The organism is Pseudomonas sp. xss_2, assembly GCF_043104195.1.
Classification (GTDB): domain Bacteria; phylum Pseudomonadota; class Gammaproteobacteria; order Pseudomonadales; family Pseudomonadaceae; genus Aquipseudomonas; species Aquipseudomonas urmiensis.
On sequence record NZ_JBICKL010000038.1, the window covers coordinates 16,074 to 32,319 of the forward strand.

12 protein-coding genes are annotated in these 16,246 nt (G+C 63.8%); 1 reads left to right on the plus strand and 11 read right to left on the minus strand.

Going from position 1 to position 16,246, the window contains the following annotated elements; all coding sequences use genetic code 11:
- Positions 1–17: 17 nt before the first annotated feature.
- Positions 18–2,354 (minus strand): TonB-dependent receptor, encoded by a 2,337-nt coding sequence (locus ACF8K2_RS05790; protein ID WP_392463858.1) that lies wholly within the window; start codon positions 2,352–2,354, stop codon positions 18–20.
- Between the two features lie 191 nt (positions 2,355–2,545).
- Between ACF8K2_RS05790 and ACF8K2_RS05795 the strand changes: the two genes are divergently transcribed.
- The gene (locus tag ACF8K2_RS05795; RefSeq protein WP_392463859.1) at positions 2,546–3,460 is read left to right on the plus strand and encodes a LysR family transcriptional regulator; all 915 of its coding nucleotides are present in this window, start codon (positions 2,546–2,548) and stop codon (positions 3,458–3,460) included.
- 161 nt (positions 3,461–3,621) lie between these two features.
- Here ACF8K2_RS05795 and gcvP read toward each other — a convergent pair whose 3' ends face one another.
- The 10 genes from gcvP to ACF8K2_RS05845 form a co-directional block, all read right to left on the minus strand.
- Positions 3,622–6,495, minus strand: coding sequence for an aminomethyl-transferring glycine dehydrogenase (gcvP, locus tag ACF8K2_RS05800; protein WP_392463860.1), 2,874 nt, complete (start codon positions 6,493–6,495; stop codon positions 3,622–3,624).
- A gap of 187 nt (positions 6,496–6,682) precedes the next feature.
- Complete coding sequence (gene gcvH, locus ACF8K2_RS05805; protein ID WP_186555847.1) at positions 6,683–7,066, minus strand: glycine cleavage system protein GcvH; 384 nt, start codon at positions 7,064–7,066, stop codon at positions 6,683–6,685.
- Between the two features lie 49 nt (positions 7,067–7,115).
- Positions 7,116–8,198 (minus strand): glycine cleavage system aminomethyltransferase GcvT, encoded by a 1,083-nt coding sequence (gene gcvT / locus ACF8K2_RS05810; protein ID WP_186555846.1) that lies wholly within the window; start codon positions 8,196–8,198, stop codon positions 7,116–7,118.
- A 124-nt stretch (positions 8,199–8,322) separates the two neighbouring features.
- Positions 8,323–9,945 (minus strand): ABC transporter permease, encoded by a 1,623-nt coding sequence (locus tag ACF8K2_RS05815; protein WP_392463863.1) that lies wholly within the window; start codon positions 9,943–9,945, stop codon positions 8,323–8,325.
- A 140-nt stretch (positions 9,946–10,085) separates the two neighbouring features.
- On the minus strand, positions 10,086–11,087 hold the full coding sequence (locus ACF8K2_RS05820) for an extracellular solute-binding protein (protein ID WP_392463865.1): 1,002 nt from the start codon (positions 11,085–11,087) through the stop codon (positions 10,086–10,088).
- Positions 11,088–11,282: 195 nt separating this feature from the next.
- Positions 11,283–12,500: a 2-octaprenyl-3-methyl-6-methoxy-1,4-benzoquinol hydroxylase gene (locus tag ACF8K2_RS05825; RefSeq protein ID WP_392463902.1), complete on the minus strand. Its 1,218-nt coding sequence runs from the start codon at positions 12,498–12,500 to the stop codon at positions 11,283–11,285.
- Between the two features lie 9 nt (positions 12,501–12,509).
- The gene (locus ACF8K2_RS05830) at positions 12,510–12,992 is read right to left on the minus strand and encodes a DUF4442 domain-containing protein (protein ID WP_186555843.1); all 483 of its coding nucleotides are present in this window, start codon (positions 12,990–12,992) and stop codon (positions 12,510–12,512) included.
- Positions 12,989–14,188, minus strand: a complete 1,200-nt coding sequence (gene ubiH / locus ACF8K2_RS05835) for a 2-octaprenyl-6-methoxyphenyl hydroxylase (RefSeq protein WP_186555842.1) — start codon at positions 14,186–14,188, stop codon at positions 12,989–12,991. The genes ACF8K2_RS05830 and ubiH overlap by 4 nt, the downstream gene beginning before the upstream one ends.
- Complete coding sequence (pepP, locus tag ACF8K2_RS05840) at positions 14,185–15,519, minus strand: Xaa-Pro aminopeptidase (protein ID WP_312153982.1); 1,335 nt, start codon at positions 15,517–15,519, stop codon at positions 14,185–14,187. Before pepP ends, ubiH begins: the two co-directional genes overlap by 4 nt.
- A 21-nt stretch (positions 15,520–15,540) precedes the next feature.
- A complete protein-coding gene (locus tag ACF8K2_RS05845) occupies positions 15,541–16,095 on the minus strand; it encodes a YecA family protein (protein WP_186555840.1) in 555 nt (184 codons plus the stop codon).
- Positions 16,096–16,246 lie beyond the last annotated feature (151 nt).

Sequence of the window (16,246 nt, forward strand, 5' to 3'; positions counted from 1 at the left end):
GGCAAAGCTCCTTGTGCTCAGAAGTCGTAACGGGCGGTGGCGCCCACGGTGCGCGGGGTGCCAAGCACGCCGGCATAACCGCCGTTGGCGGAGTTCCACAGGCTAGTGAAGTAGGTCTTGTCGCCGGCGTTCTTGACCCACAGCGACAGGTCGAGCACGCCACCACCCTGGTCCAGGCGCACGCCGGTGGAGAGGTTGACGATCGCGTAGCTGGGGATCTGGCCGTAGTCGGAGTCGTCGATGGTGCCCACCGCCTTGGAGCGGAAGGCGTAGCTGGCGGTAACGTAGGGTTCGATGCGCTCGGTCAATTGCCACTTGTACTGGCCGTTGAGGTTGGCGATGTACTTGGAGGCGCCGACCACCTGGTGCCCGGACAGGTCGCAGGTGGCGGTGGCGCTGGCCAGGCTCACTTCAGGTGGGCATGGGGCGTCTTTGTAGTCGGTGTAACGCACATCGTTCCACGAGCCGTTGAAGTTCACCGTCAGGCCGCTGATCGGCAGCGCAGTGGCCTCGAACTCAAGGCCGCGCGAGCGCACGCTGCCGGCGTTGGCCAGGTACTGCACGCGGTTGACCTGGTCGTAGACGTTGGCCTGGTAGCCATGCACCTGGGCCCAGAACAGGTTGGCGTTGAGCTGCAGGCGGTTGTCGAGCAACGTGCTCTTGAGGCCCAGCTCAGCGTTGTTGACCCGCTCGGTGCCGACCAGCAACGAATCGGTTCCAAGCCGTGGCGCGGCGCCGACGGTCAGGTTGACCCCGCCCGACTTCTCGCCGTGGGTGAGGCTGGCGTAGCCCAGCAGGTCGTCGGTAAAGCGGTAGCTCAGGCTAAGCAGGCCCGAGGGGCTGAAGCTGTACTGGTTGAGGTCACCCGAATCGTAGGCGCCGACGCGACCATTGCGCGCCGCCGCCGCCGCTCCAGATACCGCCGCGCCGCCAGACGGGGCATCGCGGGTGACCCAGGCGCTCTTCTCTTCATACGTACCGCGCACTCCGGCAGTGAAATCCAGGCGCTCGGTGAGGTGCCAGGTGCCTTGGGCGAACAGCGCGTAGCTGTCGGTATCGATGTGGCCATTGCCGATGGTGTTGACGTTGGCCAGGGCGCCAGCGGGCGTCTGGTTCCAGATATCGGCCTGCGGGCCGTAATAGGTGAACGACTTGTTATCCAGGTCCTGCTTGAAATAGTAGGCACCCAGGACATAGTCGAACAAGCCGCCGGTGGGCGAGGCCAGGCGAATCTCCTGCGAATACTGCTTGTCGCGCACCGAGACCCCGGCGCTGTAGAACACCGGCACATCCAGCCCATCGTCGTTGCGCGGGGTGAAGTCCCACCAGCGGTAGGCGCTGATCGAAGTCAGGGTGAAATCGTTGGGTAGGGTCCAATTGGCCTCTACCGACGTTCCCCCCTGGAACACCGTGACCTGCTGCTCGGCATCGAAGTTGACCTTGCGATCCTTGCCCGACACCAGCGTGGCGCCAGCCTGGGCGGCCAGGCTTTCGTAGCGGTTGACGCCATTGATGGTCGGGCCGGTGCTGTACAGGCTGAGAATGCCGTTGTCGGAATTCTCCTCGTTGTACTCGCCGATCCAGCGCAGGTTGAAGGTTTCGCTTGGCTGGAACAGCAGCTGGGTACGAAAGCCCTGACGCTTGCCACCATTGAGGTCGTGGCCGTCGTGGACGTTCTTCACATAGCCGTCGTCTTCGGTGTGGTAGGCGCTGATGCGCCCGGCCAAGGTGTCGCTGATCGGCCCGGAGAAACTGCCCTGGGTCTGCCAGTAGCCATCCTCGCCCAGCGACGACTGCACGCTGCCTTCGCGATGGAAGGTCGGTTTGCGGGTGGTGATGTTGAGCACCCCGGCGGTGGTGTTCTTACCGAACAGCGTGCCCTGCGGGCCGCGCAGCACTTCCAGCTGCTCGACGTCGAGCAGGTCGAACACGGCCATGCCCGGGCGACCAAGATAGACGTTGTCCAGATAGATGCCGACGCTGCCTTCCAGGCCGTCGCTGGCCGGGTTGTTGCCCAGGCCACGGATCGAGATGCTCGACTGGCGGGCGTGAACGTAGGCCACGTTGGTGCTCGGTACTAGCTGTTGGAGGTCCTGTACCCGGTAGATGCGCTGGGTTTCCAGGGTTTCGCTGCCCAGCACGCTAATCGGCGTGGGCACGCTCTGCGCGGTTTCCTCGCGGCGACGCGCATTGACGGTAACGGTGCCGAGCTTGGCGGCTTGCTCCACCGCCGGGGTGGCGCTGACCGGCTCGTCAGCAAAGCTGTTGCCAGCGGCGGCCAGCAGCACGCCAGCGGCTAAAGGTTGCAGGGCGAATAGTGATGCGCGCGCGGGCCAACGATAGATTCGGGACATGCAATGCTCCTTGAGGCATGGGCCGTGGCGAGCATTTCCGTTGTCGGAACCGAATCGCGGTCAGGCAGACTTATATTCTTTTAAGATCTATAAATATGTGCAATTCATATTTTGTGGAATAAGTAACACCCTTTATAAGGGTCACAACCCTTCCCATCAATTGCATTTCACCGAAAGTTTTCATGTAGAAAATGCATATAGATCTTCGTCAGCTGCGCCACTACATCGCCCTTGTCGAACACCGCAGCTTTGTCGCCGCGGCGGCGGCGGTGAACCTTTCGCAATCGGCCTTCAGCCGCAGCATTCAGACCCTGGAGCACAACGTTGGCTGCCGCCTGGTCGACCGCGCCAGCAAGGAGCTGGCGCCGACTCGGCAAGGCTTGCTGGTGCTGGAGCACTCACGGCGGTTGGTGCATGGCGCACACAACCTGGTCAACGAGATCAACCAGTTCAACGGCGCGACCACTGGGGTGGTGCGCTTCGGCTCAGGGCCTGCGCCGGCGGGCGGCTTGGTGCCCCGCGCGGTGGCGCGTTTCGTCAGTGAGTTTCCGGCGGCGCGCACCTGTTTCCAGGTGGATAACTGGCAGGCGTTGAACCGCAAGTTGATTGCCGAGGAGATTGAGTTCTTCGTGGCCGACACCCGCCAGTTCGAGGCTGATCCGGATTACCGCGTGCACAAGCTGACGCCGCAGCGCTGGCACTTCTGCTGCCGCGCCGGGCATCCGTTGACCGAGCAAGCCGAGGTACGTGCGCGAGACCTGTTCGATTACCCCCTGGCGACCACCTTCCGCCCGCCGAATATCCGCAAGATCCTCAGCGACCTCAGTGGTCGCCAGGATTTTCTGCCTAGCGTGGAATGCGAGCATGGCTATGCGCTGCTCAATGTGGTGCTGCACTCGGACACCATCGGCATCGCCTGTAGTGCCAACTTGCGGCCGTATCAGGGTGAGCGAGGGTTGCTGGCGCTGCAGTTGGCGGACCTGACGCCGGAGCAGGAACAAGAGTGCTACACCCGCTATGGGGTGGTGAGCCGGGTCGGGTATGGCTTGTCGCCGTTGGCGCAGGGATTGGTCAAGCAGTTGATTGCCTGTGACAGCGAGGAGTAGCCACAATCGTGGGGCTGCTGCCTTGCAGCCCAGCACAACAGTTCGCTGCTCCCACAAACCAGCTACAGGGACCACACAGCACTGAGGGTCGGCGCTGTTGCTGTGGGAGCAGTTCAGCGGGGGCACCCGACCGCCGCCAAGAGCCCGCTACCGGCGCCCCTTCAGCGGTAGGCCTCAACCGGTACACAGGCACAGAACAGGTTCCTGTCCCCATACACGTTGTCGACCCGGTTCACCGCCGGCCAATACTTGTGCTGGCACACATGTGCGCTCGGCGCAATGCCCTGCTCCAGGCTATATGGCCGATTCCAACCACCCAACACATCGGCCAAGGTATGCGGGGCATGCTTGAGCGGGTTGTCCTCGGCCGGCCAGTTTCCTTCCTGTACTTGGGCAATCTCCGCACGAATCGCCAGCATCGCCTCGATAAAGCGATCCAGCTCAGCCTTCGACTCACTTTCGGTCGGTTCGACCATCAACGTCCCTGGCACCGGGAACGACATGGTCGGCGCATGAAAGCCATAGTCCATCAGGCGCTTGGCGACATCCTCTTCGCTGATGCCGGTCTGCGCCTTGAGTGGCCGCAGATCGAGAATGCATTCGTGCGCCACGCGCTGATTGCGCCCACGGTAGAGCACCGGGAAGGCGCCACTGAGCTGGCTGGCCAGGTAGTTGGCGGACAGGATCGCCACCTCGCTGGCATCGGCCAGTTGTGGCCCCATCATGGCGATGTACATCCAGCTGATCGGCAAGATGCTCGCACTGCCCCAGGGCGCGGCACTGACTGCGCTGTTGTTAGGGTCCAGGCCAGGCACCGGGACTACCGGGTGGCTGGCGACGAACGGTGTAAGATGAGCGCGCACGCCTATCGGGCCCATGCCTGGGCCACCACCGCCGTGGGGTATGCAGAAGGTCTTGTGCAGGTTCATGTGCGACACATCGGCGCCGATATCCGCTGGCCGCGCCAGCCCGACCTGGGCGTTGAGATTGGCGCCGTCCATGTACACCTGGCCGCCCTGTTGGTGGATGACCTCGCAGATCTCGCGAATGCCCTCCTCATACACACCATGGGTCGAGGGGTAGGTGACCATCAGGCAGGAAAGCCGTTCGCCGGCTGCCTGTGCCTTGGCCTTGAGATCGGCAAGGTCGATGTTGCCCTGTTCATCACAGTCAACGATCACCACCTCCATGCCAGCCATCTGCGCCGAAGCCGGATTGGTGCCATGCGCCGAAGACGGGATCAGGCAGAGCGTACGCAGCGGCTGCTTGCGGCTGCGGTGATAGCGGGTGATCGCCATCAGCCCGGCATATTCGCCCTGGGCGCCTGAGTTGGGCTGCATGCAGATCGCATCGAAGCCGGTAATGGCGCACAACCAGCTTTCCAGCTCGTCGATCATCGCCTTGTAGCCCACGGCCTGGGCCGCGGGGGCGAACGGGTGCAGGTTGGCAAATTCTGGCCAGGTGATCGGGATCATTTCGCTGGTGGCGTTGAGCTTCATGGTGCAGGAGCCAAGCGGGATCATCGACTGGTTGAGCGCCAGGTCTTTGTTCTCCAGCTGCTTGAGGTAGCGCAGCATCTCGGTTTCGCTGTGATGCAGGTTGAATACCGGGTGGGCGAGGAACGGCGTGCGCCGCACCAGGGCGCCTGGGATGCCCTCGGGGTGGGCTTGCTGATCCAGCGTGGCGATATCCAGGCCATGGTCAACACCGAGGAACACGTCGAACAGGCGCAGCACTGTCGCCTCGTCGCAGGTTTCATCCAGGCTCACGCCCAAGTGCCCTCGGCCGAGAATACGCAGGTTGATTCGCGCCGCTTCAGCGCTCTCGATGACCGCTGCCTGGGTGCCACCGACCTCGAGCGTGAGGGTGTCGAAGAAGTGCTGATTGAGCCTTTTGATGCCTTTGGCTTCCAGGCCTGCGGCAAGAATGAAGGTCAGCCGGTGCACGCGTTGGGCGATGCGCAGCAAACCTTCGGGGCCGTGATAGACCGCGTAGAAGCCGGCGATATTGGCCAGCAGCACTTGTGCTGTGCAGATGTTGGAATTGGCCTTCTCGCGGCGAATATGCTGTTCACGGGTTTGCAGGGCCATACGCAGCGCGGTGTTGCCCCGAGCATCGCGGGAGACGCCGATGATGCGCCCGGGCATGGCCCGCTTGAACTCGTCGCGGCAGGCAAAATAGGCGGCATGCGGGCCGCCGTAGCCCATCGGTACGCCAAAGCGCTGGGTCGAACCGAGCACCACGTCTGCGCCCAGTTCGCCGGGCGGCGCGAGCACGACCAGGCTGAGGATGTCGGCGGCAACGCAGGCCAGCGCCTGCTGCTTATGCAATTGCTCGATCAGCGGGCGCAGGTCGCGCACTTCGCCATGGGTATCGGGGTACTGCAAGAGCGCACCAAACACCTGATGCTTGGCCAAGTTATCCACAGCGTCGACGATCAGCTCGAAGCCAAAGCCTTCGGCGCGGGTCTTGAGCACCGACAGGGTCTGCGGGTGACAGTGCTGGTCGGCGAAGAACGCATTGCTTTTGCTCTTCGCCACGCGTTTGGCCAAGGCCATGGCTTCGGCCGCGGCGGTGGCTTCATCGAGCAGCGAGGCATTGGCCAGGGCGAGGCCAGTGAGGTCGATGACCATCTGCTGGAAGTTCAGCAAGGCCTCCAGGCGCCCCTGGGCGATCTCTGGCTGATACGGCGTATAGGCGGTGTACCACCCTGGATTTTCCAGCACGTTGCGCAGGATCACGGTCGGCGTGAGGGTGCCGTGATAGCCCATGCCGATCAGGCTGGTCCACAGTTGGTTCTGGGCGGCGTGTGCAGCGAGCTTGGACAGGGCGGCCTGCTCATCGAGGGCTGCGGGCAAATCGAGGGGGCGGTTCAGGCGGATGCCAGGGGGAACGGTCTGCTCGATCAGTTCGCTGCGGCTGGCGACGCCCAAGGCGTCGAGCATGGCTTTCTGCTCCGAGGCATCAGGCCCCAGGTGACGACGCAGAAACGGGTTGAGCTCTTGCAGTTGACTCAGGGATGGCGACTGGGACATGGCGACCTCTTCCTCGACCAGAAACCCATGCAGGAGCGGCGGTTGGCCGCTGCGGCTTGTCGTGCGACCAGGCCTGCCCTGCCATCAGCGCTGGATGGCAAGGGCCTTGCCCTTGATCGCGGGACAAGCCCGCTCCTACAGAGAGACTTACAAGTCTAGGAAGGGATCGTCGATGTTGCGGGAAAACTTACTCGCCGATGGCGGCAGCGTAGCCAGCAGCGTCCAGCAGTTTGTCCAGCTCGGCAGGGTTGGCCGGCTTGAGCTTGAAGATCCAGGCAGCGTACGGATCGTTGTTCAGCTCCTCAGGGCTGTCACCCAGGGCCTCGTTGACGGCGATCACTTCGCCACCGACCGGGGCGTAGATATCCGAAGCGGCCTTGACCGACTCGACCACGCCAGCTGCATCGCCAGCGGCGAAGACCTTGCCAACTTCCGCCAGTTCGACGAACACCACGTCACCCAGGGCTTCCTGGGCGTGGTCGCTGATGCCCACGGTCACACTGCCATCGGCTTCCAGGCGAGCCCACTCGTGGCTTTCGGCAAAACGCAGGTCGGCGGGGATATTGCTCATGTCTTGTAATCCTCGATAGGGGTCAGCGGTCGGCCCGCCAGAAAAATGTTCAGATCAGAATCTTGCCGTGGCGCACGAAGGTCGGTTTGACCACCCGCACCGGGTACCACTTACCACGAATCTCGACCTCGGCCCGGTCGCCGGTCGCCATCGGTACACGCGCCAGGGCAATGGATTTGCTCAGCGTAGGAGAGAAACTACCACTGGTGATCTCTCCTTCGCCAATCCCGGCGACACGCACCACTTGATGCGCACGCAATACACCACGCTCTTCGAGCACCAGACCGACCAGTTTTTCCTGCACGCCGTGCTCGATTTCCTTGAGCAGGCCGGCACGACCGATGAAGTCGCGTTCAGCGGGCTCCCAGGCGATGCACCAGCCGAGGTTGGAGGTTTGCGGGGTATGCTGCTCGTCGATGTCCTGGCCGTAGAGGTTCATCCCGGCTTCCAGGCGCAGGGTATCGCGGGCACCGAGGCCACTGGGGGCGATGCCGGCTCCGACCAGGTCGTTGAAGAATGCCGGGGCTTGCTCACCGGGCAGGATGATCTCCAGGCCATCTTCACCGGTATAGCCGGTGCGGGCGACGAACCAGTCGCCTTCGATCACCCCTTCGAACGGCTTCAGCTCGCGAATCACCGCTGCACGTGGGGCACTGACCAGCTCGGCAACTTTGTCGCGGGCGCGGGGGCCCTGGATGGCCAGGATCGCCAACTCCGCACGTTCTTCGAAACCGACTTCGTACCCTGCACTATGCGCGTGCAGCCAGGCCAGCACTTTGTCGCGGGTGGCCGCGTTGACCACCAGGCGATAGCCATCTTCAGTGCGATAGACGATCAGATCGTCGACCACCCCGCCGTCATGGTTGAGCAGGGTGCTGTAGAGCGCCTTGCCGATACCCTCAAGACGGGCCACATCATTGGCCAGCAGGTGCTGCAACCAGGCCGTGGCGGCGTTGCCATAGACATCGATCACGGTCATGTGCGAGACGTCGAACACCCCGCAGTCACTGCGCACCTGATGGTGCTCCTCGACTTGCGAGCCATAGTGCAGGGGCATGTCCCAACCGCCGAAATCGACCATTTTGGCGCCTAGCGCCAGATGCAGGTCGTACAGAGGCGTGCGCTGTCCCATGGGTTTCTCCTTCCGGGCGTGGCGAAGCAGCGGCGGTCGACAACGTTTAATCGTCACCTTTTCTTGTAGGACCCGCCGCAGCGAATGCCGCGCATTGTAGCCGCAAGGGCGCGGACTGGCATCCTCAGTGAGTGTGACCCGGGCGCCGAGCTGAACGGCGAATCAGCCCGATGACCGGCAGCAAGCCCACCATCACCAAGGTCAAGGCCGGCAGCGAAGCGCGTGCCCATTCACCTTCGCTGGTCATCTCGAACACCCGTACCGCAAGGGTGTCCCAGCCGAACGGACGCATCAGCAAAGTCGCCGGCATCTCTTTGAGAACATCGACGAACACCAGCAAAGCGGCGCTCAGGGCACCAGGCACCAACAGCGGCAGATATACCTTGAAAAACAATCTTGGCCCGCCCACCCCAAGACTGCGCGATGCCTCCGGCAGGGACGGACGTATGCGCTCCAGCGTACTTTCCAGCGGGCCATGGGCCACGGCGATGAAGCGCACCAGATAGGCCATCAACAAGGCGGCCAGGCTGCCCAGCAGCAAGGGTTTGCCGGCGCCGCCAAGCCACTTGGACAGTGGCACCACCAACTGATTGTCCAGGTAACTGAACGCCAGCATGATCGACACCGCCAGCACCGAGCCAGGCAAGGCGTAGCCAAGGTTGGCCAAGCCGACCCCGGCCCGGATAAATCTGGTTGGCGCCTGGCGGCGGGCGAAGGCCAGCAGCAGCGCGACACTCACGGTGATCAACGCTGCCATGGCGCCCAGGTAAAGGGTGTGCAGCACCAGGCCGACATAGCGCTCATCCAGATCATGCCGACCGCGCTGCCAGAACCACGCCAACAGTTGCAGCAGCGGAATGACGAAGGCGCAGGCAAACACCAGCATGCACCAGCCGCTGGCCGCCAGCGCCTTGAAGCCGCGCAAGTGATACAGCGCCTGCCCGCGTGGCCGCTCGTTGCCAGTGCGGCTCGCCCCGCGAGCGCGGCGCTCGCCGTACAGCACCAGCATCACCACCAACAACAGCAGGCTGGCCAGTTGCGCTGCGCTGGAGAGGCTGAAGAAGCCGTACCAGGTCTTGTAGATCGCAGTGGTGAAGGTATCGAAGTTGAACACCGCCACCGCGCCGAAATCTGCCAGCGTTTCCATCAGCGCCAGGGCAATGCCCGCCCCGATAGCCGGCCTGGCCATCGGCAGGGCCACCCGCCAGAAGGCTTGCAGCGGCGACATGCCCAACACCCGCGCGGCTTCCATCAGGCCTTTGCCCTGGGCGATGAAGGCGGTACGCGCCAGCAGGTACACATAGGGGTAGAACACCAACACCAGGACGATGATCACGCCGCCGGTAGAGCGCACCCGTGGCAGGCGCATCGGCCCGAACACCTCGCGCAGCGCGCTCTGCACAGGCCCGGCGAAATCCAGCAGGCCAACGAAGACGAACGCCAGCACGTAGGCCGGAATGGCGAATGGCAGCATCAACGCCCAGTCTAGCCAGCGCCTGCCGGGAAACTCGCAGAGGCTGGTCAGCCAAGCCAGGCTCACACCAAGCACGGTTACCCCGAGGCCCACGCCCAGCACCAAGGTCAGGGTATTGCCCAGCAGACGGCTCATCTGCGTGTCGAGCAGGTGCGACCAGATCTGCAGGTCGATCGACTGCCACGAGAGCAGCAGGACGCTCAGGGGCAGCAGGACCAGGGCGGCGACCAGGGAAACCGGGAGGTACCAGCGACGTTGCGGGGCGTGGGACAAAGCTCAATCCTGAGTGAAAATGGCGAATGCATCGCGGGGCAAGCCCGCTCCCACGCCAGCCGCGTATGCACGGTGTGCGTGGGAGCGGGCTTGCCCCGCGATACGGCCTGCAAGGGCCGCAGAAGGATAAAGCCTGGCGCTTAGTTCCAGCCAGCCCGATCCATCAAGCGAATAGCTTCTGCCTGACGCTTGCCCGCCACTTCCACCGCAATGCTGTCAGCCTTGAAGCTGCCCCACGCCGCAACTTCCGCAGAAGGCTTGACCTTAGGGTTGGCCGGGAACTCCTGGTTGATGTCGGCAAACAGCTTCTGCGCTTCTTCACCGGTCATCCATTCCACCAGTTTCGTGGCCGCCTCAGGGTGTGGCGCATGCTTGGTCAGGCCGATGCCCGAGAGGTTGACGTGTACCCCACGGTCGCCCTGGTTAGGCCAGAACAACTTGATCGGCAGGCTCGGCTGCTGCTTGTGCAGGCGGCCATAGTAGTAAGTGTTGACCACGCCCACATCGCACTGGCCAGCCTCGATGGCCTGGAGCACGGCGGTATCATCGGAGAACACGTCAGTGGACAGGTTGTTGACCCAGCCCTTGATGATCTGCTCGGTCTTGGCCTCGCCGTGGTTCTCGATCAGGGTGGCGGTCAGCGACTGGTTGTAGACCTTTTTCGCAGTGCGCAGGCACAAGCGGCCTTCCCAGTGCTTGTCGGCCAGGGCCTCGTAGGTGCTCAGCTCTTCGGGTTTGACCCGCTCGGTGGAGTAGGCGATGGTTCGTGCGCGCAGGCTCAGGCCCGTCCAGTCGTGGGAGCTGGAGCGATACTGGGCGGGGATGTTGGCGTCGATGACGTCCGACTTGATCGGCTGCAGGATGCCCATATGCTCGGCTTGCCAGAGGTTACCGGCGTCGACGGTGAGCAGCAGGTCGGCCACGCCGTTGTCGCCCTCGGCCTTGATGCGCTGCATCAGTGGGGCTTCTTTGTCGGTGATGAACTTGATCTTGACGCCGGTCTTGGCGGTATAGGCGTCGAACACCGGCTTGATCAGCTCATCGATGCGCGAGGAATACACCACCACTTCGTCCGCCGCCTGGGCGGTGCCGCCGAACAGGGTCAGGGCCAGGGCGGCCAGTAGGGGCTTGCGTGGCAACATCGGGGTAACTCCTCGCGGGATCTAGAGGTGCAAATGGTAGTGTTTCCCATTATGCGACTCACCCTTACAGGCGTTACCAGATGTTGCCATTTCCTTCTTGAGGGGCCAGCAAGCTCCGCCAGCGCCCACACACATTGCGAAACTCTATAGGCGCTGGCGCAGCCTGCGACGGGCCGCAAAGCGGTCGCAAGAACCTCAGGCCCGAGCCAATTCCGGCAAATCCCCAGAAAGCCCCAACGCCTGCCGCACGAACAGCGCCTTGGCCTCCGGCATCTGCTCAACGATCCTCAACCCGCTATTACGCAACCAACGCAGCGGCAACGGATTAGCCTGGAACAACCGCTCAAAGCCCTCCATTGCCGCCATCAGCGCCAAATTGTGCGGCATGCGCCGACGCTCATAGCGACTGAGCACCTTCACATCCGCCAAACGCTCACCCCGCTCGCAAGCCCGCCCAAGCTCTTCAGCCAGCACTGCCGCATCGAGGAAACCCAGGTTGACCCCCTGCCCGGCCAGCGGGTGGATCACATGCGCAGCATCGCCGATCAGCGCCAGCCCTTCATCCACATAGCGCTTGGCATGGCGCTGCCGCAGCGGCACACACACCCGTGGGTCGGCCTCCAGCACTTCGCCCAGACGGCCCTCAAAAGCCCTGCCTAGCGCCTGGCAGAACGCTTCATCGTCCATCGCCATGGCCTGCTCGGCCTGCTCGGGGGTGGTCGACCAGACAATCGAGCACCAATGCTGGCCGTCGTCGCGGGCCAGCGGTAGAAACGCCAACGGCCCCTCATCGGTGAACCGCTGCCAGGCGGTCGCCTGGTGCGGCTCGCTGCAGCGCACGCTGGTGACGATCGCCTGATGCAGGTAATCCCATTCGCGCGTTTGGCAACCGGTCAGGCGCCGCACCGCCGAGTTGGCGCCGTCCGCCGCCACCACCAACGGTGCGCGCAGGCGCCGGCCATCGGCCAGGGTCAGCAGCCACTCGTCACCGGAGCGGCGCATCTGTTCCAGACGGGCGTTGGCCAGCAGGCCGATATCGCTGTCGTGCAGCCGATCCAGCAGGCCATCTTGCACTACCCGGTTCTCGACGATATGGCCCAGTACCTGGGCGTGCACACTGGCTGCCGAGAAGTGGATCTGGCCAGTGCCGCTGCCATCCCAGACATGCATGTCCGAATACGGCGAAGCCCGGCGCGCGGCGATACCCTCCCAAGCGCCCAGGCGCTCGAGAATACGCTGACTGGCCGCCGACAGGGCACTGACACGGGGCTCGAACGCCGCCTGTGGATCAAAGGGTTTGACCGACAGCGGGCCGCCGTCGAGCAGGAGAATTTCCAGGCCGCTGTGGTGCAACGCCAGGGCCAGTGCGCTGCCCACCATACCGGCACCGACAATCAACAGATCTGCGCGCATTTCCATGCTTTACGCCTGCCTCGCTTGCGGCTTGAGCCGTACATAAAGGGTTTTATCGACCCGCGCCACCAGCTCACCGGCACCATCGCGGATATCGACCTGCAGACGGGGCAGGTACTTCTTGCCGCTGGCGGTCTGCTGGCGGATGTCGTCGAGCATTGCGTCGTCGACATGAAACTCGGCGTACACCGGGCCTTTGCCAGGGGAGATGAAATCGATGCTGGCGGCTTTATCCCAGACGATGTATTCGCGGCCCAGGCGCTCGATCAGCAGCAGCATGTAGAACGGGTCGACCATCGAGTACAGGCTGCCACCGAACTGGGTGCCGACATAGTTGCGGTTCCAGCGGGTCAGCTTCATGCACACCTTGACGCTGCTCATGTCCGGGCTGATGTGCTGCACACGGATACCGGCGCCCAGGTAAGGCGGGTAGAAGTTGAGCAGCCAGCGCAGCATCCGGGCCTTGCGCGCGAGCTTGCGTGGGTCGCTCATGCGCGACCCCGCAGGTCAGGCCGAGTGCCCAGGCCCATGGCCTGGCGAGCGAACCAGCGTTTGGCCGGTGGCAGCAAGTCGAGGCCCAACAGTCCGAGATTGCGCCCGGCCGCCAGCAAGGGCTGACCGCTGCCAAATACGCGAGTGACCTGGTCGGAAAAGCCGATGGTCAGCGCCTGATCCAGACGCTGACGCTGGTGATAGACCTGCAAGGTCGCCAGATCGCCCGGCTGCGCAGGGCCGGCCAACAGGCCTTCGGCGAGGGTCTGCACATCGCGCAGGGACAGGTTGAAGCCCTGCCCGGCAATCGGGTGCAGGCTGTGCGCGGCATTGCCCAGCACGACCAGATGGGGGCGCACCTGCTCCTCGGCCTCGACCAGCGCCAGCGGGTAGAGGTGTCGCACGCCAACCTGGCGCAGTGCGCCAAGGCGGTAGCCAAACACGTCCTGCAACTCACGCAGGAAGCTGCGCTCGTCGATTTCGGCAAGGCGCTTGGCATCCATTCCCTGGCGGGTCCAGACCAGCGCGCAGCGGTTCTCAGGTAACGGCAGCAACGCCATCGGGCCTTGCTCTGTGAAGCGCTCGAAGGCTTGGCCAGCATGGGCCTCGCCGGGGCTGATATTGGCGATCAGCGCGCTCTGGTCGTAGGGTCGGCGCCGCACATGGATGCCCAGTTGCTCACGCAGGCCGGAACGACCACCATCGGCCAGCACCGCCAGGTCGCACTCAAGGCTGGTGTCATCATCGAGCTGCAAGCGATAGCCGCCCTCGATCGGCTGCATGGCCTTGACCTCGGCCGGGCAGCGCCAGCTGACGACGTCGCGGTCCAGGCTTTGCCACAGGCACTGGCCAAGCCAGGCGTTTTCCACCACGTAACCCAGCGCTGGCACGCCTTCTTCGCTGGCATCCAGACGGGTAGCGCCGAAGCGGCCCCGGTCGGACACGTGGATCTGGCGGATCGGCTCGGCGCGCGGGCTGAGGGTTTGCCACACGCCAAGTTGCTCGTAGATTTGCCGAGTGCCGAACGACAGCGCTGAGGAGCGCGCATCGTAGCTCGGCTGGAAGCTGTCGCCAGGCGCGAACGGCTCGATCAACAGGATCTTCCAGCCCCGCGCCTTGGCGCCGGCCTGCAAGGCCAGGGCCAGGCTGGCACCGACCAGGCCGCCGCCAATGATCGCCAGGTTGACCCGGGTCATGCCACGTCCCTGCGTGCGTCAGCCATCAGCGCCTCGATCTCGGCGACAGTACGTGGCACGCCCGAGGTAAGAATTTCACAGCCTTGCTTGGTCACGACCACGTCGTCCTCGATCCTGATCCCGATGCCACGCCATTTCTTCGGCACATCCTGGTTGTCGGCGGCAATGTAGATGCCCGGCTCGACGGTCAGCGCCATGCCCGGTTCGAGCACTCGCCACTGACCACCAACCTTGTATTCGCCAACGTCATGCACATCCATACCCAGCCAGTGCCCGGCGCGGTGCATGTAGAAGGCGCGATGCGCCTCGGCGTCGATCAGCGCCTGCACTTCGCCTTTGAGCAGCCCCAGCTCGACCAACCCTTCGGTGATCACCCGCACGGTCGCTTCATGGGCGTGGTTCCAGTGTTTGCCAGGGGCGATCTCGGCAAACGCTGCCGCCTGAGCCTTGAGCACCAGTTCGTAGATCGCCTTCTGCTCTGGCGTAAACCGCCCGCTGACCGGGAAGGTGCGGGTGATGTCGCTGGCGTAGCAGTCGATCTCGCAACCGGCGTCGATCAACACCAGATCGCCGTCCTTGAGCAAGGCGTCGTTCTGCTGGTAGTGCAGGATGCAGCCGTTGCGCCCGGCAGCGACGATCGAGCCGTAGGCCGGCATCTTCGCCCCGCCCTTGCGGAACTCGTAGTCCAGCTCGGCTTCCAGGCTGTATTCGTAGAGCCCGGCGCGACAGGCCTGCATGGCCCGCACATGGGCGCGGGCTGAAATGTCCGCAGCAGCGCGCATCACCTTCACCTCTGCCGCCGATTTATACAGGCGCATGTCGTGCAGCAGGTGATCCAGGGCAACGAATTCGTTCGGCGGCTGGGCACCGAGGCGCGCCTTGGAGCGTATGACGTTGATCCAGTCCATCAGCCGGCGATCGAACTCGGGGTTGCTGCCCATGGCGGTGTAGACCCGATCGCGCCCTTCGATCAGACCCGGCAGGATCTCGTCGATATCGGTGATCGGGAAGGCATCGTCGGCGCCAAAGTCGCGCACCGCGCCTTCCTGGCCGGCGCGCAGGCCATCCCACAGCTCGCGCTCAGGGTTGCGCTCACGGCAGAACAGCACGTACTCGCCATGCTCGCGACCAGGAATCAGCGCGATCACCGCCTCTGGCTCCGGGAAGCCGCTGAGGTACTGGAAGTCGCTGTCCTGGCGGTACACGTGCTCAACGTCGCGGTTGCGAATGGCAACCGCAGCGGCTGGCAGGATGGCGATGCTGTTGGGGACCATCTGCGCCATCAGCGCCTTGCGCCGACGGGCATACTCCGCCTTGGGTATGTGGCTCATGGGCAAACGACCCCGTTCAGATCAATGCAGCGATGGCTTTGGCGCAGGTGCTGCTGGGGTGTTCAACTCCGTGAACAGCAGCAACGGGGCGACGCGCAGGTACTCCATGACCTCCATGTAGTCGCTTTCGCCGTCTTCGGACTCTTCCAGCGCTTCCTGGACCTGGGAAATGGCTACCAGGTCCTGCAGCACTTCCTTGGCGTCGGTGGACAGGTCCTTGCCGCCGGCATTCAGGCCGAAACCACTGATAAAACCCTGGCACCACTGGCCCAGCGCGGCGGCACGGTCGGCCAGCGCAGCGTCGTCGGTCGGCAGCAGCAGGACGATGGCGACGTCTTCGCCGGTGAGCTCGGCCTTGACCATCTCTTGCAGGCCGATCAAAGCATTGCGAACTGTGTCACCAGGCTCGGTCTCGAGCAGCTGGGCTGCGTCAGCCAGCCAGGCATCGGCATCGAACCCGGCGCCGGCGCAGCTGCGGCCGATCAGCAGGCCATGCAGCTCGGCAGGGGTGACAGGGTGGCCATTGCTCGAAAGCAACATGGCGAAGGCGATGTAGGGCGATTGTGTATTGGGCATGGGCTGCTAGGCGCCAGACGGCGCAATGTCTAGAATGAAGACCTTGTATCCTAGCACCGGCAGGCGCGCCAAGACCATCGGCACTGGCCGCCGAGGGCCTGGCACAGGCATGATCGCCAGGCAGTCAACGATGGAGCGAAACGAGTGCAAC